The following is a 20403-nucleotide window of genomic DNA, read 5'->3' as shown; positions in this document are numbered from 1 at the left end:
ACTGATTCACCCTGACGTCAGGGTTTAAATCGATAATATACAGAGGTGAGTATGAAAAAAGTGGTTCTGATGGCGCTGGCTCTCGGCCTTTCACTGCCCGCGATGGCGAGTGAAAAAGTGATTGATATGTACAAATCTGAAAACTGTGGCTGTTGTTCCCTGTGGGGCAAGGCGATGGAAAAAGACGGGTTTGAAGTACGAACTCACGTCATGAATGATCAGGCGCTGTCAGCCCTGAAAGAAAAGCATGCTATTCCTGCAGGACTGCGAAGTTGTCATACCGCGGTTGCCGGTAATTTGATCATTGAAGGCCATGTGCCTGCGACAACGATACATAAGGCAATGCAGTCTGGTTCAGGTATATACGGTCTCGCCACCCCCGGTATGCCAGCAGGAAGTCCTGGAATGGAGATGGGAGCCCGAAAAGAGGCTTACGATGTTATCGCATTCTCACCGGATGGAAGTAAAAAAGTCTTCCAGCGAATCGAATAGTCAGCGGAACGGCTGATAACGGGACGCCGGTAGCAGGCACTCCTGTGCCGGCGATATTCGTGGTAATCGCATCCATGACATACCCTGAAGACAGAAGATGCTTCGGTATGCATAAGGAGAGTTACTGTGAAAAATGACAATGCAGTGCAACACAACAACCAGACTGCTTCTGAGCAGACATTATCCCCGGACGAGGGCCACGTATTGCATAAGGTGAGAGATCCCGTGTGCGGGATGGCCATCCTGCCCGACAGGGCGCACAGCAGCATTCGATACCAGGACCATCAACTTTATTTCTGCTCCGCCAGCTGTGAGAGTAAATTTAAAGCCCATCCCGATCGTTATCTTACCGAAGATGCCAGTGAACATTCCCATCACCATCACCACGATCATCACGAAGTCAGCCCTGATCAGATAAAACAGCCTCACCACCAGGCGGAAAAAGAGAATTCTGAAGGTGTGTGGACATGTCCGATGCACCCGGAGATACGCCGCAGTGGTCCCGGAAGCTGTCCTGTCTGTGGAATGGCACTGGAGCCGCTCGTAGCTACGGCATCCACGGGGCCGAGTGATGAACTTCACGACATGACAAGACGCTTCTGGCTGGGGTTGTTGCTGGCGTTTCCGGTTCTGGTACTCGAAATGGGATCTCATCTGTTTCCCGAGTTGAGGAATACAGTACCGCCACAGTACAACACATGGCTGCAGCTGCTTCTGGCCTCCCCTGTCGTGTTGTGGTGTGGCTGGCCATTCTTCGCCCGGGCCGGAATGTCGTTACGTAACCGCTCCCTGAATATGTTTACCCTTGTTGCAATGGGGACCGGCGTAGCCTGGGTTTACAGCGTCATTGCAACCGTCTTCCCCTCCTGGTTTCCTGCATCGTTCAGAAACATGGATGGCCTGGTGGCCGTTTATTTTGAAGCCGCAGCAGTTATTACGGTGCTTGTTCTGCTGGGACAGGTTCTTGAGCTGCGGGCACGGGAACAAACCTCAGGCGCCATTACTGCGCTTCTGAACCTTGCCCCCAAAACCGCCAGACGGCTGGATCATGACGGTCATGAAACGGATATTAATGCGGAAGATGTCCTGCCTGGCGATAAGCTCCGCATCAGACCTGGAGAGAGTATTCCGGTCGACGGTATCGTGATCGAAGGCAAAACAACCGTTGATGAATCGATGGTGACCGGGGAATCTATGCCGGTTACCAAAACGGAGGGTGACCCTGTCATCGGGGGGACCATTAATCAGACAGGGAGTCTCATCATCCGTGCAGAGAAAGTCGGTGATGAAACAATGCTCTCACGAATTGTTCAGATGGTCGCTGATGCACAGCGTTCGCGTGCCCCCATCCAGAGAATGGCTGACAGCGTTTCAGGCTGGTTTGTTCCTCTGGTGATACTTATCGCGGTTGTTGCTTTCGTGATCTGGTCTGTCTGGGGGCCCGAGCCCAGGATGGCGCACGGTCTCATTGCGGCTGTGTCGGTCCTGATTATTGCCTGTCCCTGCGCGCTGGGGCTGGCCACGCCGATGTCGATAATGGTGGGGGTGGGCAAAGGAGCCCAGGCCGGGGTGTTAATCAGGAATGCCGAAGCCCTTGAGCGTCTTGAAAAAGTGGACACGCTGGTTGTCGACAAAACAGGCACGCTCACGGAAGGTTCGCCTACGGTGACAGGGATTATCAGTCTCAATCCGGGTGGGGAAACATCTCTTTTGCGTGTAACAGCCGCAGTGGAAAAAGGCTCGCAGCATCCGCTGGGTATGGCAGTAGTTAAAGCAGCACAGGAAAAGGGGATCGCAATACCCGCAGTCACTCATTTCGATGCACCGTCGGGTAAAGGTGTCTCAGGCGATGTCGAAGGTCAACGGGTTGTTATTGGTAATGAACTGGCTATGCAGGAAAACAGTATAGTTATTGATAATCAAAAGGCCGTTGCGGATACGTTGCGGATGGAAGGCGCTACCGTTATCTATGTGGCCACAGACGGGGACCTTGCAGGCCTGATAGCTATCTCGGATCCCGTGAAAACAACCACGCCGGATGCGCTTAAAGCTTTGCGTCAGGCGGGGATCCGCATCGTTATGCTCACCGGGGATAACCAGCTTACTGCTGAAGCAGTCGCACGGAAACTGGGAATAGATGAGGTTGAAGCCGGAATTCTGCCGGATGGCAAAAAAGCAGTGATAACCCGACTGAAAGAGTCTGGCCATGTGGTTGCGATGGCCGGAGACGGTGTGAATGATGCCCCGGCGCTGGCAGCGGCTGACGTGGGTATAGCCATGGGAACGGGTACAGATGTGGCAATTGAAAGTGCCGGAGTCACCCTTCTCAAAGGCGACTTGATGATACTGAACAGGGCCCGTCATCTGTCAGAGATCACCATGAAAAATATCCGTCAGAATCTGTTTTTTGCATTTATCTACAACGCACTTGGCGTGCCTGTGGCTGCAGGTCTGCTTTATCCTGTGTATGGAATACTGCTGTCGCCAGTTATTGCGGCGGCGGCCATGGCTCTTTCCTCCGTCAGCGTCATTGTGAATGCGTTGCGTCTGAAAAGTGTCAGGCTCGGGAAATAACACTGAGTGAAGGGTCAGTTACGAACAGAAGGAGTCCAGTATGAAAAGTACCACCTATGCGCTTATTGCTGTCGCCGCGATCGCGGCATTTGCCCTCCTGCGCGAACACTGGTCACATGTGGCAGGTTACTGGCCATATCTGTTATTGCTGGTCTGCCCGCTAATGCATCTTTTCCACGGCCACGGAGGGCATGGAGATCATCAACATCACGGAAGTGAAAACGATAAAAAAAATTAATCCGGCAGACGGGGCCGCGTCGCGGTCCCGTTATCAGTCCAGGTATCGTTCGTAGTCTCTGGCATGCGCAAAGGCATGCTGTTCGAGTTTGTTATCAGCGGGTGCCGCTGCCCGGAACGCCAGAGAGTTAACAGGGTTGTTATTGATGACCAGCTCGTAATGCAGATGAGGACCGGATGAACGTCCGCTGTTACCGGATAACGCAATAGCACCTCCCCGTGTAACCCTGGCCCCTTTAGTAACGAGTATTTTATTGAGGTGGAGATAGCGAGTTTTAACACCGGCTTTTCCCGTTACTTCAACAAAATATCCCATGGTACTGTTGTATTCGGCCCGGGTGATTTTTCCGTCGATGACGCTGACTATTTTCGTGTTCATGGGCATGGAATAATCAATGCCATTATGGGGACTCACTTTTCCCGATACCGGGTTAAGTCTTGCAGGATTGAAAGGCGAACTGAGTCTTGCTGTGGCCGGTAACGGATAATCGAGACTGCCTTTCCCGGAAGTATCGGAAAGGTTATAGAACTTTTTATCTGATATACGATACGCCGTGTAATTAAATGAACCGGACGTAAATTTATAGGCCACGACACGTGATTTTCCCGCTTTCTTTTGCAGTACGAGTTTTAATGATTCATTTTTTTTCAAATGCCGCAGATTAAACCGGGAAGGCAAGGAGCGCTGAAGAGTAGCGATCTCGTTCGATTCCAGCCCCGAGCGGGTGGCTGAAAGGTAGGCATTTTCTTTTACGACATCGGTAGAATACATTTACTGGAATTCGCCGTTAGCATGAACACTGCGGCGTATGCTAGGGGTTTTCAGGAGGCGTGTCATCTGTCAGTTAATCGGGAGCACCGTTGATGGTCGTCATTTTTGTAACATATCTTGTTTCCCGTTTGCTCCTGAAGCTCTGGGAACTGTATGACCAGCCCGACGGTGATGATTAACGGGACTGAAACAGGTTACGGCAGAGCAATATGGGGCTCATGTCCTGCTACGTAACCCGTCAGTAAAGCCCTGCTGCGCACCTGACGCTAAGCACTAACCCGCCTGCAGTTACCTGGTCGAATACAGCCCGCGAAGCTTTCTTGCCTGCGTCTGATGTGCTTCCGCACCGGCATTATTGACCTGCTCATGCACGAGAGCGGCTTTTTCTCCGGCATTCAGTTCGTTAAAAGAAGAAGACGAGGTCTTTGAATTTGCATCACTGCCGGACAGCATTTTTTTATGTTCCTCAATCATTTTCTGATGCGCATAGGACGCGCTGTTGTTCATAAATGAATGAGCAACAATGGCCCTTTCATGTTCATTCATTTCAGAGAATGAGGGCGTGTTGTTTTTATTAACCCTGTCCGGTAAGTTTTCATGCGTCGAGGAATTCACATGACTGACGGCTGAGGCATTATTAACAAATCGATGTGCTTCATGGGCAATATCACTGGACTGAGCAAAAGCTGCCCCACAAAATAAAGCTGTAAACGCAGTGGTCGTGATTAATATATTCATGTGTAATTACCTTCTGAGGTACATAAAAGATGTCCTTATGATCATATATAAAAATAATCAACCTGTGGGGAAGATGACGTAAATGTAATACAGCTATGTACATTACACGATTGTAATGAATTTGTTTCTTAAGGTGTGCTAGATTCATTTCATTGTAAGTGGATGAACCAGTAATTTAATTTAAATCGGTTCTCGAATTCTGTCAGTAACCATACTTTAAATAAGGGAATGCGCATGCTGTTGAAAACGTCTCGACGAACTTTCCTGAAGGGGTTAACCCTCTCTGGCGTAGCCGGAAGTCTTGGCGTATGGAGTTTCAATGCGCGTTCCAGTCTGAGCCTGCCAGTTGCCGCATCCCTGCAGGGTACTCAGTTTGACCTGACCATTGGTGAAACGGCCGTCAATATCACGGGCAGTGAGCGTCAGGCCAAAACAATCAATGGAGGCCTGCCGGGGCCCGTTCTTCGCTGGAAAGAAGGTGACACCATTACCCTGAAGGTCAAAAACCGTCTTAATGAACAGACGTCCATTCACTGGCACGGCATTATTCTTCCGGCCAATATGGATGGTGTTCCGGGGCTGAGTTTTATGGGCATAGAGCCTGATGATACCTACGTTTACACCTTTAAGGTTAAGCAGAACGGGACTTACTGGTACCACAGCCATTCCGGTCTGCAGGAACAGGAGGGGGTATACGGTGCCATTATCATCGATGCCGGGGAGCCAGAACCGTTTACTTACGATCGTGAGCATGTGGTCATGTTGTCTGACTGGACCGATGAAAATCCTCACAGCCTGCTGAAAAAATTAAAAAAACAGTCGGATTACTACAATTTCAATAAACCAACCGTTGGCTCTTTTTTCCGCGACGTGAATACCAGGGGGCTGTCAGCCACCATTGCCGATCGGAAAATGTGGGCTGAAATGAAAATGAATCCGACTGACCTCGCGGATGTCAGTGGCTACACCTACACCTATCTCATGAACGGGCAGGCCCCGCTGAAAAACTGGACCGGACTGTTCCGTCCCGGTGAAAAGATACGCTTACGGTTTATCAACGGCTCGGCAATGACCTATTTCGATATCCGTATCCCCGGGCTGAAAATGACGGTCGTGGCTGCAGATGGCCAGTATGTAAACCCGGTTACCGTTGACGAATTCAGGATTGCCGTTGCCGAAACCTATGATGTCATTGTGGAGCCTCAGGGTGAGGCCTATACCATCTTCGCACAATCCATGGACAGGACCGGTTACGCTCGAGGGACACTGGCCACGAGAGAGGGGTTAAGTGCTGCCGTTCCCCCCCTCGATCCCCGTCCTCTGTTGACCATGGAAGATATGGGTATGGGGGGAATGGGACATGATATGGCAGGAATGGACCACAGCCAGATGGGAGGCATGGATAACAGCGGAGAGATGATGTCTATGGACGGTGCTGACCTTCCGGATAGCGGGACATCCTCCGCGCCCATGGATCACAGCAGCATGGCCGGTATGGATCATTCCCGGATGGCCGGAATGCCGGGTATGCAAAGTCATCCTGCGTCAGAAACGGATAACCCACTGGTTGATATGCAGGCGATGAGCGTCTCTCCGAAATTAAATGATCCGGGTATTGGTCTTCGAAATAACGGAAGAAAGGTTCTCACGTACGCGGATTTGAAAAGCCGCTTTGAGGATCCTGACGGACGTGAACCTGGCCGTACCATAGAACTGCATTTAACCGGCCACATGGAAAAGTTTGCCTGGTCATTTAACGGAATCAAGTTTTCAGATGCCGCACCGGTGCTGCTGAAATACGGTGAGCGGCTCAGGATCACGCTGATCAACGATACCATGATGACTCACCCCATTCACCTGCATGGTATGTGGAGCGATCTGGAAGATGAAAACGGTAATTTCATGGTTCGTAAACACACAATAGATGTTCCCCCTGGTACAAAACGCAGTTACAGAGTGACAGCAGATGCGCTTGGCCGCTGGGCGTATCACTGCCATTTGCTCTATCACATGGAAATGGGAATGTTTCGTGAAGTCCGGGTGGAGGAATGATGCGAATGAAGAGAAATTTGAAGGCCATACCTGTTCTGGTCGCCGGTTTGTTTACCTCACAGCTTTCTATTGCGGCGGGCTCCGTCTCTGCAGATCCCCACGCCGGGCACGACATGTCTGCCATGCAGATGCCAGCAGATGAGAATTTCACTGAGATGACGTCAATGGAGCCCATTGTAACTGAGAGCAGAACGCCAATTCCGCCTGTTACCGATGCCGACCGGAAGGCTGCATTCGGCAATTTACAGGGGCATGCGATTCACGACAGTGCGATTAATTATCTGGTTCTGCTGGATCAACTGGAATGGCAACGGTCGGATAACACCAACAATTTCAGCTGGAGTGTTAACAGCTGGATTGGAGGCGACACAGATCGGATTTGGCTAAAGAGTGAAGGTGAACGAAGCAATGGGGAAACGGAGGCGGCTGAAGCGCAGTTACTCTGGGGACATGCGGTTGGCCCATGGTGGGATTTGGTTGCGGGTGTCAGGCAGGATTTCAGACCTGCTTCTGCCCGGACCTGGGCTGCTGTCGGTTTTCAGGGGCTGGCACTCTATAATTTTGAGTCTGAAATTACGGGTTTTGTCAGTAATGGCGGAAAAGCAGCCCTTCGTCTGGGAGGAGAATACGACGTTTTACTGACTAACCGGCTCATACTCCAGCCATCCTATGAGGTGAATTTCTACAGTCAGGATGATGAATCGCGGGGTCGCGGCAGGGGACTGACTGACACAGAGCTGGGGCTCCGGCTGCGCTATGAAATACGCCGTGAGTTTGCACCCTATATAGGCGTTTCCTGGAATCAACTTTACGGGAAAACATCCGATATGGCGAAAAGAGAAGGTGAGAAAGACCATCAGGTAGTATTCCTGGCGGGAGCCAGAATCTGGTTTTAACGCACTGATATAAAACACTCAACTAAACAGGTAAATAAAATGTCGATTTTAAATAAAGCCATTCTTACAGGTGGCCTCGTTATGGGCGTTGCTTTCTCTGCTATGGCCCATCCGGAATTAAAAAGCTCTGTGCCACAGGCTGATTCAGCCGTAGCGGCCCCGGAAAAGATTCAGCTTAATTTCTCGGAAAATCTGACCGTGAAATTCTCAGGTGCAAAATTAACGATGACGGGTATGAAAGGCATGTCATCACATTCTCCGATGCCGGTCGCGGCAAAAGTGGCGCCAGGCGCTGACCCTAAATCGATGGTCATTATTCCGCGAGAGCCTTTACCCGCTGGCACTTATCGTGTTGACTGGCGCGCGGTTTCTTCAGATACGCACCCTATTACCGGTAATTACACCTTTACAGTGAAGTAATATTATGAACGACCTGATTATGATTGTTATTCGTTTTCTTCTTTATCTGGATTTGATGGTAATATTTGGATTGCCATTTTTTCAGATATATGGAATAAGCGGTGTCAGACATGAAACCTATAACCTGACTAATTTCAGGTCGTTTATAACTTTTGCTGTTGTTACAGGCATCATTCTTACTGGCATTAATATGCTCCTGGTATCTAATGCCATGAGTGGAGTAACTGACCTCAGAGAATTATCCATCCATGTTATCGAGATGGTGATAGAAGAAACTGATGTGGGTATTAGCTGGATTGTCAGGCTCTGTGCCCTGTTTACCACACTCGGTGCTTTGTTCCTTTACACTAATAAGAGAGTATTGTCCTGCCTGCTGATGACGATGAGTGGGGGCGTGGCGCTGGCTACACTTGCCTGGGGAGGACACGCCGTTATGCATGACGGTCTGCATTACTATCTCCATTTACTGAGCGATCTGACCCATCTCGGCGCTGCAGGTGCCTGGACAGGTGCTCTGGTTGCATTTGCTATCCTGCTGATGCGCAGAAACGAGCATAATGCACAGAGCGTCATTGTGATATCTGACTCCCTGGCAAAATTTGCCACGGCAGGAACGGTGATTGTTGTAGCCCTGATCCTGAGTGCGCTGGTCAACTATCTGTATATTGCTGAGGGTAACTTAACTCCCTTATTCAACAGTTCCTGGGGGAGGATATTGCTTGCCAAGACGGCTCTGTTTGTTCTGATGCTTCTTCTGGCTGCAGCAAACCGGTTTCACCTGGGTCCCCGGCTTGAAGTTATGGTCAGGGAAGGGAATTATGATCGCAGCGTTGCCCTGATGCGAAACAGCATCCTGACAGAATTCGTTGTTGCGATTATCATTCTGGGCGCCGTAGCGTGGCTCGGAATGCTTGCTCCGTCTCAGGTCAGCTAGGGGACAGCCAAAGCTCATGCGTGAGATTTTTACTTTCATATCAGCGAGTTGACCATGCAGCGTATTTTAATCGTTGAAGACGAACAAAAAACAGGTCGTTACCTGCAGCAGGGACTGGTTGAGGAAGGCTATCAGGCCGATCTCTTTAATAATGGCCGCGATGGTCTCGGGGCCGCGTCGAAGGGACAGTATGATTTGATAATACTGGACGTGATGCTGCCTTTCCTCGACGGGTGGCAAATCATCAGCGCACTGAGGGAGTCCGGGCACGAAGAACCGGTCCTGTTTTTAACCGCAAAGGACAACGTGCGGGACAAAGTGAAAGGACTGGAGCTTGGCGCAGATGACTACCTGATTAAGCCCTTTGATTTTACGGAGCTGGTTGCACGTGTAAGAACCCTACTGCGCCGGGCACGCTCGCAGGCCGCAACAGTCTGCACCATCGCCGATATGACCGTTGATATGGTGCGCCGGACCGTGATCCGTTCGGGGAAGAAGATCCATCTCACCGGTAAAGAATACGTTCTGCTTGAGTTGCTGCTGCAACGCACCGGAGAAGTGTTACCCAGGAGTCTTATCTCGTCCCTGGTCTGGAACATGAATTTTGACAGTGATACGAATGTGATTGATGTCGCCGTGAGACGTCTGAGAAGTAAAATTGATGATGACTTTGAGCCAAAACTGATCCATACCGTTCGCGGTGCCGGATATGTCCTGGAGATCAGAGAAGAGTGAGGTTCAAAATTTCCCTGACCACACGCCTGAGCCTGATTTTTTCTGTGGTGATGCTTACGGTATGGTGGTTATCAAGTTTTATCCTGATTAGCACCCTTAATGGCTATTTCGATAATCAGGACCGCGATTTTCTGACAGGTAAACTTCAGCTCACCGAAGAGTTTCTTAAAACAGAGACGTTCAGGAACAAAACGGATATTAAGTCATTATCAGAAAAAATAAACGATGCGATGGTGGGGCACAATGGCTTATTCATTTCTATAAAAAACATGGAAAATGAAAAAATTGTTGAACTCTATGCCAAAAATTCTGTTGTTCCAGCGATCCTGCTTAATAAGTCGGGTGATATTCTCGACTATATGATCCAGACGGAAGAAAATAACACCGTGTACCGCAGTATCTCGCGGCGGGTTGCCGTGACGCCGGAACAGGGTAAAAGCAAACATGTCATCATTACGGTTGCCACGGATACTGGGTATCACACCCTGTTTATGGACAAACTCAGTACCTGGCTGTTCTGGTTCAATATCGGTCTGGTCTTTATTTCTGTTTTTCTGGGCTGGCTGACCACACGTATTGGTCTGAAACCGCTACGGGAAATGACCAGTCTGGCTTCCTCCATGACCGTACACAGCCTGGATCAGCGTCTAAATCCCGATCTGGCTCCGCCGGAAATCTCTGAGACCATGCAGGAGTTCAATAATATGTTTGATCGCCTGGAGGGGGCATTCCGGAAACTGTCAGATTTCTCGTCTGACATCGCGCATGAGCTGCGCACACCAGTCAGTAATCTGATGATGCAGACGCAGTTTGCACTGGCTAAGGAAAGGGATGTTTCGCATTACCGCGAAATTTTATTCGCTAACCTGGAAGAACTGAAAAGGTTGTCACGAATGACCAGTGACATGCTTTTTCTGGCACGTTCAGAGCATGGTCTGCTGCGGCTGGATAAACATGATGTGGATCTGGCAGCCGAACTGAATGAATTACGTGAGTTGTTCGAGCCCCTGGCAGACGAAACAGGAAAGACAATCACGGTTGAAGGAGAGGGCGTTGTTGCCGGAGACAGCGATATGCTCCGACGTGCTTTCAGTAACCTGCTTTCCAATGCAATCAAGTATTCTCCCGATAACACCTGTACAGCGATACACCTTGAGCGTGACAGTGACTGTGTGAACGTGATGATTACGAATACGATGTCCGGCCAGGTTCCCGCTAATCTGGAACGTTTGTTTGACCGGTTCTATCGCGCAGACTCATCAAGGTTCTACAACACGGAAGGCGCGGGGCTGGGATTATCAATTACAAGGTCGATCATTCATGCTCACGGCGGCGAGCTGTCAGCAGAACAGCAGGGGCGTGAAATTGTGTTCAAAGTGCGCCTGTTAATGGATTAATCCCGTTGTTCAGGAGAAACCTGGAAGGTGACAAAATTGTCATCATTCAGTCACGCGATAAACAGAGGCGGTTTTTTATAATTATTCATAAATCAGGAGCAGCGTGATAACACAATCACCTGGTTCCTGGAGTGATGATTAACCCGCCCTGAGATCAACTGCTTTCTCTGTTATAAGCCATTGATTGTTTGGGTATGTAAACACCGGAGACCCAACCATGAAAAAGATTCTCGTATCATTTGTTGCCATTATGGCTGCCGCTTCATCTGCCATGGCTGCAGAGACAATGAACATGCATGACCAGGTAAATAATGCACAGGCACCTGCCCACCAGATGCAGTCATCTGCTGAAAAAAGTGCAATTCAGGGAGACAGCATGACAATGATGGATATGAGCAGTCACGATCAGGCCGCAATGTCCCATGACATGATGCAAAACAGCAATTCTGCTGCCCACCAGGACATGGCTGAAATGCATAAAAAAATGATGAAAGCTAAACCCGGAGCTACCAACGAAACAGCAAAGTCATTTTCTGAAATGAGCGAGCATGAGAAGGCCGCAGCTGTACATGAGAAGGCGAATAATGGTCAGTCTTCCGTTGTTCACCAGCAGCAGGCTGATAAGCATCGCAGTCAGATCACCCAGAATTAACCCGCAGCTCCACTTGTTAGACCCTCATTTGACGCCGAAGTCACTGGCTTACGCTCCCGTCCGGGAGCGTTTTTTTTCCCATATATCAAACTTTAACTCTGAAGAGGTGGAAGTATCTGACCAACACTGTCACGTAACGCCAGATAACTACAAAAACACCTTTTTCCTCCTGTAAATTGCAGTTCCTGCAAGAACATCAAGGCATAATGTTGGAACAGCGTGTGATACACACTTAGCATCATGTTTTGTATGTGTTTTTTTAAAACTTTACAACTTTAAAGTCTTTTTCAGGTTAAAGGATACAACTTTAATGTCTCTACACAGCAGAAGACAAGTGACATCAGCTCGCTGCCACTCGTCACGCTTGGCTTTACGAGCTGACGGTGGTGGCATCCGTCACGGCCAGAATATTGCCCGCGGCCACGGTCCCCATCTTGATGTATGACGCGGCGGTAACGCCGCCAATATGCGGTGAAATCACCACGTTTTCTACGGACTGCCAGAGGTGCGGCGCCGTCAGCGGCTCCTGGGTAAAGCTGTCCAGCGCTGCGCTGTGCAGCGTGCCATCCCGGAGCGCCGCCAGTAACGATTCACTGTGGATCAGTCCACCGCGTGCCGTATTGACCAGAATGGCGTTCCGCTTGCAGTGTGCGAGCGCCTCGCTATTGATCATGCCCCGATTCTCATCGGTTAGCGGACAGTGCAAAGAGATGACATCTGAACGGGAAAGAAGTCCGGTCAGCGTCTCTGCACGTTCGCACAGGGCAGGCATCGATTTAGCATAGGGATCGTAAGCCAGCACCTTCATGCCGAAGGCATGACCAATAGTTGCCACGCGCGAGCCGATAGCGCCCAATCCGATTAGCCCCAGGGTTAATCCCTCCAGCTCAATGGATTTATGCGTCGCCTTATCCCAGTGCCCGTCTCGTAACCGCTTGTCCAGAGGCACCACGGACTTTGCGCAGGCGAGGATCAGCGCCCAGGTATGTTCAGCCACTGCCGCCGCGTTTGCGCCTGGGGCCGCGCGGACGGCGATATTGCGCTCGGCCGCTGCCGTCTGGTCTATCACATCGATCCCGCTTCCGTGCTTGGAAATAACCTGCAGAGCCGGGGCGGCATCCATGACTTTCGCGGTGATCCGGCCGTAACGAACCAGAATCGCCACGGGATTGTGTCGTTTACACAGCGCGATCAGGTCATCTTCTGTCGGCTGGCGGCCCGCAAACACCACCTCAAAGCCCTGCAGCATCACCATGGCCTGCTCCGCCAGGTCGCTTCCGGTAACCAGAATTACGTCTTTGCCCCCCATCACAGCGTCTCCCCGTCAGCTAACATACCTGCCTTACGAAGCGCGTCATCAAGCCAGTGTGGACGCAAATCGCCTTCACGGATGGCGGCAAGACGCCGGGTCTCCATCTCCAGCTTTTCTTTTGCCAGCGCGATAACCTGCTGAACCTCATCGCGCGGGATGACGACCACGCCGTCGATATCCGCGACAACCAGATCCCCGGCCTGAACCGTCGCCCCGGCGACTGAAATGGGATGATTAACCCGGCCAGAAATTAACTTTGTCGGACCGCAGGGGTTCAGACCGGCAGAAAAGACAGGGTAGTGACCTTTGCTCAGGGAATCGGCGTCACGTACAGCACCGTCAATAATGATGCCCGCAATGCCGCTCGCCTGAGCCTGAGTGGCCATGATTTCGCCCAGCAGCGCGCAGCTCAGGTCGCCTTTGCCATCGACGATCAGGACATCGCCGGGTTGCGCAACCGCCATCGCGGCATGAATCGCCAGATTATCACCCGGACGGACTTCCACGGTGATGGCCGGACCCGCAACGGACATGTGAGGAGCCAGCGGTTTGATGCGGCCGTGAAGCGTACCGCGGCGACCGGCGACGTCGGCCAGAATGGCTGCCTGATACTCGGCAGCCCGACGAACGTCCTCGGCAGAAACGCGTTCGAACTGGCGATTAATCGCTTTTTTTTCAGAAACGGACATGAATGCCTCCATATTGTTTTACTAAGTACAACGCAGGTGTACAGAACAAAACAACTATAGCGGTGTTGCTTTCCTTTTAGCCAGACCCGAGGTGGCGTTTGTGATGTAAACACGAAGTGACTCACAAAATTTGAGGTACACTCACTGCCGGGCTAACAAGGAGATAATGATGGGGAATGAAGGCGTTGTAGCGGTTGAAAAAGCGCTGGCTTTACTGGATTGCTTCCGTCCTGGAGAGGAGAGCCTGACGCTGACCGCGCTGGCACAGCTGTCGGGTTATCACAAAACCACGGTTTACCGCTTGATGAATTCTCTTGAACGGATGAATTACGTCGTCAGGCATGAAGACGGCAATTATGCGCTTGGCCCACGTCTGCTTTACCTCGGCAAGCTGTATGAACAATCTTTCCATCTTTCGCGGGTGGTTCAGCCAGAGCTTCAGGCCTTATCCCTGGCGTCTCAGGAGAGCGCCAGCTGGTATGTGCTGGAGGGCGGGCAGCGCCTTTGCCTGTTTCGCGCGGAAGCGTCGCACGGCCTGCGACACAGCAATCTTCCCGGCAGCCAGTTCCCGCTCGATAATTCGGCCATCAGTAAGGTCTTGCGCCACTGGGGGCTCAATGAGAGCCTGCCGGAGGGCGACGCTGAACTCCCTTTCTACACGTCAGGCGCACGCGATCCCCACACCGCGGCGTTTGCGATGCCTGTCTTCGGCGTTCACGACAAGCTGGTTGCGGCGTTAGCCCTGACCGGCCCCATCTCACGGCTGACGGAAGATCGTCGTGAGAAGGAGATAGGCCCGTTGATGAAGGCGGCGGCCAGCCGTCTGTCGCAGAAAATGGGAGCCAGTAAGCCCTTCTGTCAGCAGTTCTTTGGTGAAACGAGCGACGCGGCGGAAGAAAATCTTTAAACGCAGAAGCGGGACATGTGTCCCGCTTCTGTCATCATGAATGTGTGACCTGTTTTTCGTGTAGCTGAGCGTTGCGGGCCTGCCGTCCCATAATGAGTACCGCGATACCCCCGGCCAGGCACAGCACGGCCAGCGGAAGCATAGCCAGCGTGTGGCTGCCCGTTTGCTCGCTGATCATGCCGTAGGCATTTACCATGACCGCCCCGCCAATCAGGTTCGCGATGGCGCCAATCGCGGCCAGCCCTGCCGCCGCCGAGGAGCTGCTCATCCAGCCGGACGCCAGCGCCCAGAAAGGCCCTTTCATCGAATACGCGCCCGTCAGGATAATGCTCAGGATCGCGAGAGTGGCAAAGAGCGAGACGCTGACAAAGGCAGCGAACACGCCGGCGGCAATCATGAACAGCGTCAGCGCAGTATGCCAGCGGCGTTCATTGGTGCGATCGGAGTGTCGTCCCCAGACAATCATCAGAACCGATGCCAGACCGTAAGGAATGGCGTTAAACAGACCGGTTTGCAGATTATCAAGATGGAAGGATTTCAGCAGCTGAGGAGACCAGACGCTAATAGTGGTGCCCGCGGACGATGCGCCCGCGTAAATCAGCGCCATCAGCCAGATTTGGCGATGCTTCAGCAGCTGCCACGTCGTCTGGTGTCCAATGTTCTTTTGCTGGCTACGCTCGGTCTCAAGGGTGGTTTCCAGCCACTTTTTCTGTTCATCGCTGAGCCATTTCGCCTGATGAGGGCGATCCCGGAGAATAAACCAGGCCGCAATACCCAGCAGCACCGCAGGTAAGCCTTCAATAATGAACAGCAGATGCCAGCCGCGAAGACCCAGCCAGCCATCCAGCGACAGTATCAATCCGGAAAGCGGGGAGCCGATGAAGTTAGCGAGCGGGATGGCAACCATAAAGGACGCAATAATGCGCGCGCGGTAGCGGGCAGGGATCCACCAGGTCAGATACAGCACGACGCCGGGGAAAAAGCCTGCTTCCGCTGCTCCGAGAAGAAAACGGACGATATAGAGCGACGTGGTATTTTGAACCAGCGCCATGCCCATGGAGACGATGCCCCAGCTGATCATAATGCGCGGGATCCACAGCCGGGCGCCGACTTTCTGCATGGCCAGGTTGCTCGGCACCTCAAACAGGAAATAGGCCACGAAGTAGAGGCTGCTGGCGAAGCCAAACGCCGCTTTGCTGAGGCCAAGGTCCTCATTCATCTGCAGCGAAGCCATGCCGATATTCCCGCGATCGATAATGGAGACCAGGTAACTGACAATCAGAAACGGAAGAATACGCCAGATCACCTTCCGCATCGTCTCTCTTTCTATGTCCTCGGTGGCGGTCGCGCCGTTACGTAAATGTTCTGTCATTGTATCCTCGCAGGGTGTGTTCTTTGTTTTATTAGGTACAACTTGGTTTTATTAAACAAAACCACTATAGCGACGGCGCGTTCTTTTTATCCAGTTAATGGAAGGTTTAAATTATGTAAATAAGAGGTGACTCACAGATAGTGCGCTGCGGATATCGCTCAAGGCTGCTGGCCAGCCGCAAGCAGGACGTGCTGGCAGAGAAATAATCACGTAGCGCAATTATTGCACCAACTTTTCCTCTCCATTCAACTAAGCTTCGACCAGATGCCCCGCCGCGCTCGCGGGGCCATATCCCTTTTGGTCAGAGCACGTACCATGCAGCTACTCAGCATTATTATTTTGCTTACCCTAACCGTGGTCATTCATTCGCTGTGGATGTTTGGCGTTTTAAAATTCATCACGTTAGACGTCGATTCTGCGGTACGCATTGTTTTACGCAATGTCGGTATCGTTATCTCTATGATTTTCGCCCATCTCCTGGAGGCCGGGCTGTTTGCAGCCTTTTATTTTGTCATCGACGCGTTTAATGACTGGAACACCAGCTTCTATTTTTCACTGGTCAGCTACGCGACGGTAGGGTACGGCGACGTCACGTTACCCCAGCACTGGCGGCTCATCGGCGGGGTGGAAGGACTGGTGGGCGCGTTGATGGTAGGCTGGTCTGTGGCGGTTCTGGTCGCAGTGCTGCAGCGTTTGCGTGGCATGAGCGCCTAAACGGTAGATGTGCAATCCCCATCTGGTAAGGTAAAGTACACCCCTTACGCGGCCGTCGCGCTGCGGTTTTGAGGGTGGATGTGATAAACAGCCCACCCTTTTTCTCTGCTGGTTTACGCCAGCCTGCATGGTGCTGTGCTTTGCCTCTATAAAAGGGTTTTGTATGTCTGCTGCTCATCTCGGTTTCCCGACGGAAACCGTTGTTGTCTTTGTAGTGATGGCCGTTGGGGCGATGTTTATCGACCTCTTTATGCACCGTCACGATAAACCGATCTCGCTGAAAAGCGCCGCAATGTGGTCCCTCTTCTGGGTCATGATGGCGATGGCCTTCGCCGGGTTCCTGTACGTTCACCACGGCGCCGAGATGGCGAGCCTGTTCCTCACCGGTTATGCGCTGGAGGAGGTGCTCTCCGTCGATAACCTGTTTGTGATGATGGCGATCTTCGCCTGGTTCGGCGTGCCGGATAAGTACCGTCACCGCGTGCTCTACTGGGGCGTGCTGGGGGCGATTGTCTTCCGCGGTATTTTCGTGGCTATCGGCACCAGCCTGCTAAGTCTGGGGCCTTACGTCGAGGTGATTTTCGCGCTGGTCGTCGGCTGGACGGCGGTAATGATGCTCCGACGCAATGAAGAGAGTGACGAAGTGGAAGATTACTCGGGTCATCTCGCCTATCGCCTGGTAAAACGCTTCTATCCGGTCTGGCCGAAAATCAGCAGCAACGCCTTTATTCTGACGCAGAAAGAGGTGGATGCGGAGCTTGAAAAGCCGGAAAACCAGGACGTGATGGTTGGGCGCGTGAAGAAGGCGAAGCGCTATGCAACCCCGCTGCTGCTCTGCGTGGCGGTGGTGGAACTCTCAGACGTGATGTTCGCGTTTGACTCCGTGCCGGCCATTATCGCCGTCAGCCGCGAGCCGCTGATTATCTACAGCGCCATGATGTTCGCTATTCTCGGCCTGCGTACCCTTTACTTCGTGCTGGAAGCGCTGAAGCAGTATCTGGTGCATCTCGAGAAAGCGGTGGTGCTGCTGCTGTTCTTCGTGGCGTTCAAGCTGGGGTTAAATGCCACCGATCACTTCTGGCATCACGGTTACAGCATTGGCGCGACGGCCAGCCTGTTTGTGGTATTGGGCGTGCTGGCGCTGGGAATTATTGCGAGCGTGATGTTCCCGGGGAAACGAGAAGCCTGATGTACCGCCCGGTGGCGCTTTCGAATGTAGGCCGGGTAAGGCGCAGCCGCCACCCGGCAAAAAGGCTACTTGATGGGTGAATTCCGGCGCTTGCGCGGCGGGTGGAAGTGCCGCCAGTGCGGATCCTGCGCCGCCGCCAGCAGCTCGTGGTCACCGCGGGTGTCCCCCCAGGCGCGCAGGTGATAGGCGTTCAGATCGCCATACACTTTTTCCAGCCTGGCCACCTTCTGGGCGCAGCGGCAGTTATGGCCCGTGATGCGCCCCGTCAGCTTGCCGTCTTTCACTTCCAGCTGCGTGCCAATCAGCTTAATGCCCAGTTTGTCAGCCCACGGCTGGAGCACCAGCGCCGGAGACGCGGAACAGATGGTCACCTCCGCACCGGAATTCACCTCTGCCGCCACGGCCAGAACCCCTTCGGGGCGCATCAGCTTGCTCCAGTATTTTTCGCAAAACGCTTCCGCCTGCTGGCGCAACCAGTGTTCATCCACGCCCGTCAGGAACGTTTTGATCAGCACTTCCTTTAGCTCATCGCGCGTCAGCTTGCGACGCACGCAGTGGAGCGTGGGCAGCGCCATACGCACCAGACGGCCCGCGAAGTAGCGTTTCCCGAAGGCAAAGCGCAGGAAAGGAATAAAGCTGTCGTGGTGTGTTAACGTCCCATCAAAGTCAAAGACAGAGAGCACGCTGGATTTCGCCACCGTCTCGTCGGCAATCATATTGGTCATAAATACGTCTTAGCTGAAATACACATTCTGTGGATCAGTTTACCTGCTTTACCAGGACAGTCCTTACATCACCACCATTTTTTTCTCGATCTTGCGATCTCAAAGTGAGTCCATTTTTGGCCTCGATAAGAATTGGTGAAAAAACGATCTGTCTATATTATCGCCACATCGCACGATATTCAGGGGAACCCTTTGGCCCCCACAGGTAAGGAAAAACTCACTCACTACTGCTTTCTTGATATGACTCTTAGATCGTTTATTTCAATCCTGACGTTAAGTTTTGCGTCGTTTTCTGCATTCAGTTTTCAACTCCCCGCGTCGATGCTATCGATGAACAGTGCCCTGGCCGTCTCGCCAGCGAAATCTGCGCTGATGCAACAGGATACGGGCCCGCTGCGCGCGCGCATCCTTGATCAATACCAAAAGTGGAAGGGGACCCAGTACCAGTGGGGTGGAACCACGCGCCGCGGGGTGGACTGCTCCGCGCTGATGCAGCACCTGTTCAGCGATGTGGCGCATCTTAATTTACCGCGCACGACCGGCGAGCAGATCCACCGCGGGGTGCAGGTGACGCAATACCGCCTGAGGCCCGGAGATCTGGTGTTCTTCCAGACGGGTCCGAACCGCAGGCATGTCGGCGTGTATATTGGCAATAGCCAGTTTATTCATGCCTCAAGCAGCCAGGGCGTCACGGTCTCAACCCTGACGGATGCTTACTGGCAGGCGCACTACATTACTGCCCGTCGGGTTGCAGGCAGTGCGGCCTGACAGCCTCAGATGATGTCATCTACCACGCCGCCATCGACGCGCAGCGCCGCGCCCGAGGTGGCGGAAGCCTGGGGCGAACAGACATAAATCACCATATTGGCCACCTCTTCTACCGTGGCCGCGCGCTGGATCACCGAGCTGGGGCGGTTGGCCATCACAAACTCTTTCGCCAGCTGCTCCAGCGATTTACCGGTTTTTTCGATTTCATCCTTCATCATCTCTGCGAAACCGTCCGACATCGTTGGCCCCGGCAAGACGCTGTTGACCGTCACGCCGCTTCCCGCCACGAACTTCGCCAGCCCGCGCGCCAGGGAGAGCTGCGCCGTTTTGGTCACGCCGTAGTGGATCATATCCGCCGGGATATTGCAGGCCGACTCGGAGGAGATAAACACCACCCGTCCCCAGCCCTTTTGCACCATGCCCGGCAGGAGGGCGCGGGAAAGACGCACGCCGGACATCACGTTGGTCTGCCAGTAACGCTCCCAGGTCTCATCGTCGGTGGCATAGAAATCCTGCGGGCCGTAAATCCCGGCGTTGTTAACCAGAATATCGACGTTATTCGCCACCTTCAGCAGCGACTCGACCCCTTCCGCCGTGCTGAGATCGGCAATCGCGGCGCGCACCTGCACGCCCGGCACCACCTGCTGCAGCTGCTGAATGCCTTTATTCACCGATTCCGTGCTGCGGCCATTAACGATCACCTCGGCACCGCTTTCTGCCAGCCCTCTGGCAATGGCGAACCCGATCCCGCCGGTTGAGGCGGTCACCAGCGCCACTTTCCCCGTAAAGTCGATTTTCATCATCCGCTCCTTATCGTTTTAACGTTCG

Annotated in this window: 21 protein-coding genes; 14 read left to right on the top strand and 7 right to left on the bottom strand. The window is 52.6% G+C overall.

The window, feature by feature from the left end; translation table 11 throughout:
- The first annotated feature begins 51 nt into the window (after positions 1 to 51).
- The 3 genes from C6A40_RS12360 to C6A40_RS12350 all read left to right on the top strand — a co-directional run bounded on the left by C6A40_RS12360 (position 52) and on the right by C6A40_RS12350 (position 3304).
- On the top strand, positions 52 to 492 hold the full coding sequence (locus C6A40_RS12360; protein ID WP_000758228.1) for a DUF411 domain-containing protein: 441 nt from the start codon (positions 52 to 54) through the stop codon (positions 490 to 492).
- Between the two features lie 126 nt (positions 493 to 618).
- Entirely contained in the window at positions 619 to 3066 is a 2448-nt protein-coding gene (silP, locus tag C6A40_RS12355) for an Ag(+)-translocating P-type ATPase SilP (RefSeq protein ID WP_001353604.1), read from the top strand.
- Positions 3067 to 3106: 40 nt separating this feature from the next.
- A complete protein-coding gene (locus tag C6A40_RS12350; RefSeq protein ID WP_000843494.1) occupies positions 3107 to 3304 on the top strand; it encodes a DUF2933 domain-containing protein in 198 nt (65 codons plus the stop codon).
- Positions 3305 to 3337: 33 nt separating this feature from the next.
- Here the strand turns inward: C6A40_RS12350 and C6A40_RS12345 are convergent, their stop codons facing one another.
- Positions 3338 to 4075 (bottom strand): peptidoglycan DD-metalloendopeptidase family protein, encoded by a 738-nt coding sequence (locus C6A40_RS12345; protein ID WP_000287501.1) that lies wholly within the window; start codon positions 4073 to 4075, stop codon positions 3338 to 3340.
- Between the two features lie 288 nt (positions 4076 to 4363).
- The gene (locus C6A40_RS12340) at positions 4364 to 4813 is read right to left on the bottom strand and encodes a copper resistance protein (protein ID WP_001023257.1); all 450 of its coding nucleotides are present in this window, start codon (positions 4811 to 4813) and stop codon (positions 4364 to 4366) included.
- A gap of 234 nt (positions 4814 to 5047) precedes the next feature.
- On the opposite strand from C6A40_RS12340, the gene pcoA reads away from it, so the two are divergent.
- The 7 genes from pcoA (at position 5048) to pcoE (ending at position 11899) form a co-directional block, all read left to right on the top strand.
- Positions 5048 to 6865, top strand: coding sequence for a multicopper oxidase PcoA (gene pcoA, locus C6A40_RS12335; protein WP_000925240.1), 1818 nt, complete (start codon positions 5048 to 5050; stop codon positions 6863 to 6865).
- A gap of 5 nt (positions 6866 to 6870) precedes the next feature.
- On the top strand, positions 6871 to 7761 hold the full coding sequence (gene pcoB / locus C6A40_RS12330; protein WP_001378118.1) for a copper resistance outer membrane transporter PcoB: 891 nt from the start codon (positions 6871 to 6873) through the stop codon (positions 7759 to 7761).
- A 39-nt stretch (positions 7762 to 7800) separates the two neighbouring features.
- On the top strand, positions 7801 to 8181 hold the full coding sequence (pcoC, locus tag C6A40_RS12325; protein ID WP_000025662.1) for a copper resistance system metallochaperone PcoC: 381 nt from the start codon (positions 7801 to 7803) through the stop codon (positions 8179 to 8181).
- Positions 8182 to 8236: 55 nt separating this feature from the next.
- Positions 8237 to 9115 (top strand): copper resistance inner membrane protein PcoD, encoded by an 879-nt coding sequence (gene pcoD / locus C6A40_RS12320; RefSeq protein ID WP_229692861.1) that lies wholly within the window; start codon positions 8237 to 8239, stop codon positions 9113 to 9115.
- Between the two features lie 54 nt (positions 9116 to 9169).
- Complete coding sequence (gene pcoR / locus C6A40_RS12315) at positions 9170 to 9850, top strand: copper response regulator transcription factor PcoR (RefSeq protein WP_001188930.1); 681 nt, start codon at positions 9170 to 9172, stop codon at positions 9848 to 9850.
- Complete coding sequence (pcoS, locus tag C6A40_RS12310; RefSeq protein WP_058657475.1) at positions 9847 to 11247, top strand: copper resistance membrane spanning protein PcoS; 1401 nt, start codon at positions 9847 to 9849, stop codon at positions 11245 to 11247. Before pcoR ends, pcoS begins: the two co-directional genes overlap by 4 nt.
- Before the next feature lie 217 nt (positions 11248 to 11464).
- Complete coding sequence (pcoE, locus tag C6A40_RS12305) at positions 11465 to 11899, top strand: copper resistance system metallochaperone PcoE (protein WP_000723069.1); 435 nt, start codon at positions 11465 to 11467, stop codon at positions 11897 to 11899.
- Between the two features lie 370 nt (positions 11900 to 12269).
- On the opposite strand, the gene C6A40_RS12300 is transcribed toward pcoE, so the two are convergent.
- Complete coding sequence (locus C6A40_RS12300) at positions 12270 to 13208, bottom strand: NAD(P)-dependent oxidoreductase (protein WP_045336749.1); 939 nt, start codon at positions 13206 to 13208, stop codon at positions 12270 to 12272.
- Entirely contained in the window at positions 13208 to 13900 is a 693-nt protein-coding gene (locus C6A40_RS12295) for an RraA family protein (RefSeq protein WP_039024262.1), read from the bottom strand. The genes C6A40_RS12300 and C6A40_RS12295 overlap by 1 nt, the downstream gene beginning before the upstream one ends.
- Positions 13901 to 14069: 169 nt before the next feature.
- On the opposite strand from C6A40_RS12295, the gene C6A40_RS12290 reads away from it, so the two are divergent.
- Complete coding sequence (locus tag C6A40_RS12290; protein WP_039267175.1) at positions 14070 to 14807, top strand: IclR family transcriptional regulator; 738 nt, start codon at positions 14070 to 14072, stop codon at positions 14805 to 14807.
- Between the two features lie 34 nt (positions 14808 to 14841).
- On the opposite strand, the gene C6A40_RS12285 is transcribed toward C6A40_RS12290, so the two are convergent.
- A complete protein-coding gene (locus C6A40_RS12285; RefSeq protein WP_045336746.1) occupies positions 14842 to 16179 on the bottom strand; it encodes an MFS transporter in 1338 nt (445 codons plus the stop codon).
- 315 nt (positions 16180 to 16494) lie between these two features.
- Between C6A40_RS12285 and C6A40_RS12280 the strand changes: the two genes are divergently transcribed.
- On the top strand, positions 16495 to 16893 hold the full coding sequence (locus C6A40_RS12280) for a potassium channel family protein (protein WP_008503110.1): 399 nt from the start codon (positions 16495 to 16497) through the stop codon (positions 16891 to 16893).
- 163 nt (positions 16894 to 17056) lie between these two features.
- Complete coding sequence (locus tag C6A40_RS12275; RefSeq protein ID WP_008503109.1) at positions 17057 to 18082, top strand: TerC/Alx family metal homeostasis membrane protein; 1026 nt, start codon at positions 17057 to 17059, stop codon at positions 18080 to 18082.
- A 65-nt stretch (positions 18083 to 18147) separates the two neighbouring features.
- Here C6A40_RS12275 and C6A40_RS12270 read toward each other — a convergent pair whose 3' ends face one another.
- Positions 18148 to 18807, bottom strand: coding sequence for an HAD family hydrolase (locus C6A40_RS12270; RefSeq protein WP_008503107.1), 660 nt, complete (start codon positions 18805 to 18807; stop codon positions 18148 to 18150).
- 321 nt (positions 18808 to 19128) lie between these two features.
- Here C6A40_RS12270 and C6A40_RS12265 point away from each other — a divergent pair, with 321 nt between their 5' ends.
- Complete coding sequence (locus tag C6A40_RS12265) at positions 19129 to 19575, top strand: NlpC/P60 family protein (RefSeq protein ID WP_186436504.1); 447 nt, start codon at positions 19129 to 19131, stop codon at positions 19573 to 19575.
- A gap of 5 nt (positions 19576 to 19580) precedes the next feature.
- Here the strand turns inward: C6A40_RS12265 and C6A40_RS12260 are convergent, their stop codons facing one another.
- Positions 19581 to 20375, bottom strand: a complete 795-nt coding sequence (locus tag C6A40_RS12260; protein WP_021242161.1) for an SDR family NAD(P)-dependent oxidoreductase — start codon at positions 20373 to 20375, stop codon at positions 19581 to 19583.
- Between the last annotated feature and the right edge of the window lie 28 nt (positions 20376 to 20403).

It is taken from the genome of Enterobacter sp. GER_MD16_1505_Eko_090, from assembly GCF_003331015.1.
GTDB classification, from domain to species: domain Bacteria; phylum Pseudomonadota; class Gammaproteobacteria; order Enterobacterales; family Enterobacteriaceae; genus Enterobacter; species Enterobacter roggenkampii.
The sequence above is the reverse complement of the archived record's forward strand: the minus strand, read 5'-3'. Positions and strand labels throughout refer to the sequence as shown.

Coding starts and splice junctions, on each gene's coding strand:
- C6A40_RS12340 (WP_001023257.1), bottom strand. CDS start 4,813: ATGAATATATTAATCACGACCACTGCGTTTACAGCTTTATTTTGTGGG.
- pcoE (WP_000723069.1), top strand. CDS start 11,465: ATGAAAAAGATTCTCGTATCATTTGTTGCCATTATGGCTGCCGCTTCA.
- C6A40_RS12265 (WP_186436504.1), top strand. CDS start 19,129: ATGCTATCGATGAACAGTGCCCTGGCCGTCTCGCCAGCGAAATCTGCG.
- C6A40_RS12275 (WP_008503109.1), top strand. CDS start 17,057: ATGTCTGCTGCTCATCTCGGTTTCCCGACGGAAACCGTTGTTGTCTTT.
- pcoD (WP_229692861.1), top strand. CDS start 8,237: ATGGTAATATTTGGATTGCCATTTTTTCAGATATATGGAATAAGCGGT.
- pcoA (WP_000925240.1), top strand. CDS start 5,048: ATGCTGTTGAAAACGTCTCGACGAACTTTCCTGAAGGGGTTAACCCTC.
- pcoB (WP_001378118.1), top strand. CDS start 6,871: ATGAAGAGAAATTTGAAGGCCATACCTGTTCTGGTCGCCGGTTTGTTT.
- C6A40_RS12260 (WP_021242161.1), bottom strand. CDS start 20,375: ATGAAAATCGACTTTACGGGGAAAGTGGCGCTGGTGACCGCCTCAACC.
- C6A40_RS12350 (WP_000843494.1), top strand. CDS start 3,107: ATGAAAAGTACCACCTATGCGCTTATTGCTGTCGCCGCGATCGCGGCA.
- pcoC (WP_000025662.1), top strand. CDS start 7,801: ATGTCGATTTTAAATAAAGCCATTCTTACAGGTGGCCTCGTTATGGGC.
- pcoR (WP_001188930.1), top strand. CDS start 9,170: ATGCAGCGTATTTTAATCGTTGAAGACGAACAAAAAACAGGTCGTTAC.
- C6A40_RS12295 (WP_039024262.1), bottom strand. CDS start 13,900: ATGTCCGTTTCTGAAAAAAAAGCGATTAATCGCCAGTTCGAACGCGTT.
- C6A40_RS12360 (WP_000758228.1), top strand. CDS start 52: ATGAAAAAAGTGGTTCTGATGGCGCTGGCTCTCGGCCTTTCACTGCCC.
- C6A40_RS12290 (WP_039267175.1), top strand. CDS start 14,070: ATGGGGAATGAAGGCGTTGTAGCGGTTGAAAAAGCGCTGGCTTTACTG.
- C6A40_RS12280 (WP_008503110.1), top strand. CDS start 16,495: ATGCAGCTACTCAGCATTATTATTTTGCTTACCCTAACCGTGGTCATT.
- C6A40_RS12345 (WP_000287501.1), bottom strand. CDS start 4,075: ATGTATTCTACCGATGTCGTAAAAGAAAATGCCTACCTTTCAGCCACC.
- C6A40_RS12300 (WP_045336749.1), bottom strand. CDS start 13,208: ATGGGGGGCAAAGACGTAATTCTGGTTACCGGAAGCGACCTGGCGGAG.
- C6A40_RS12285 (WP_045336746.1), bottom strand. CDS start 16,179: ATGACAGAACATTTACGTAACGGCGCGACCGCCACCGAGGACATAGAA.
- C6A40_RS12270 (WP_008503107.1), bottom strand. CDS start 18,807: ATGACCAATATGATTGCCGACGAGACGGTGGCGAAATCCAGCGTGCTC.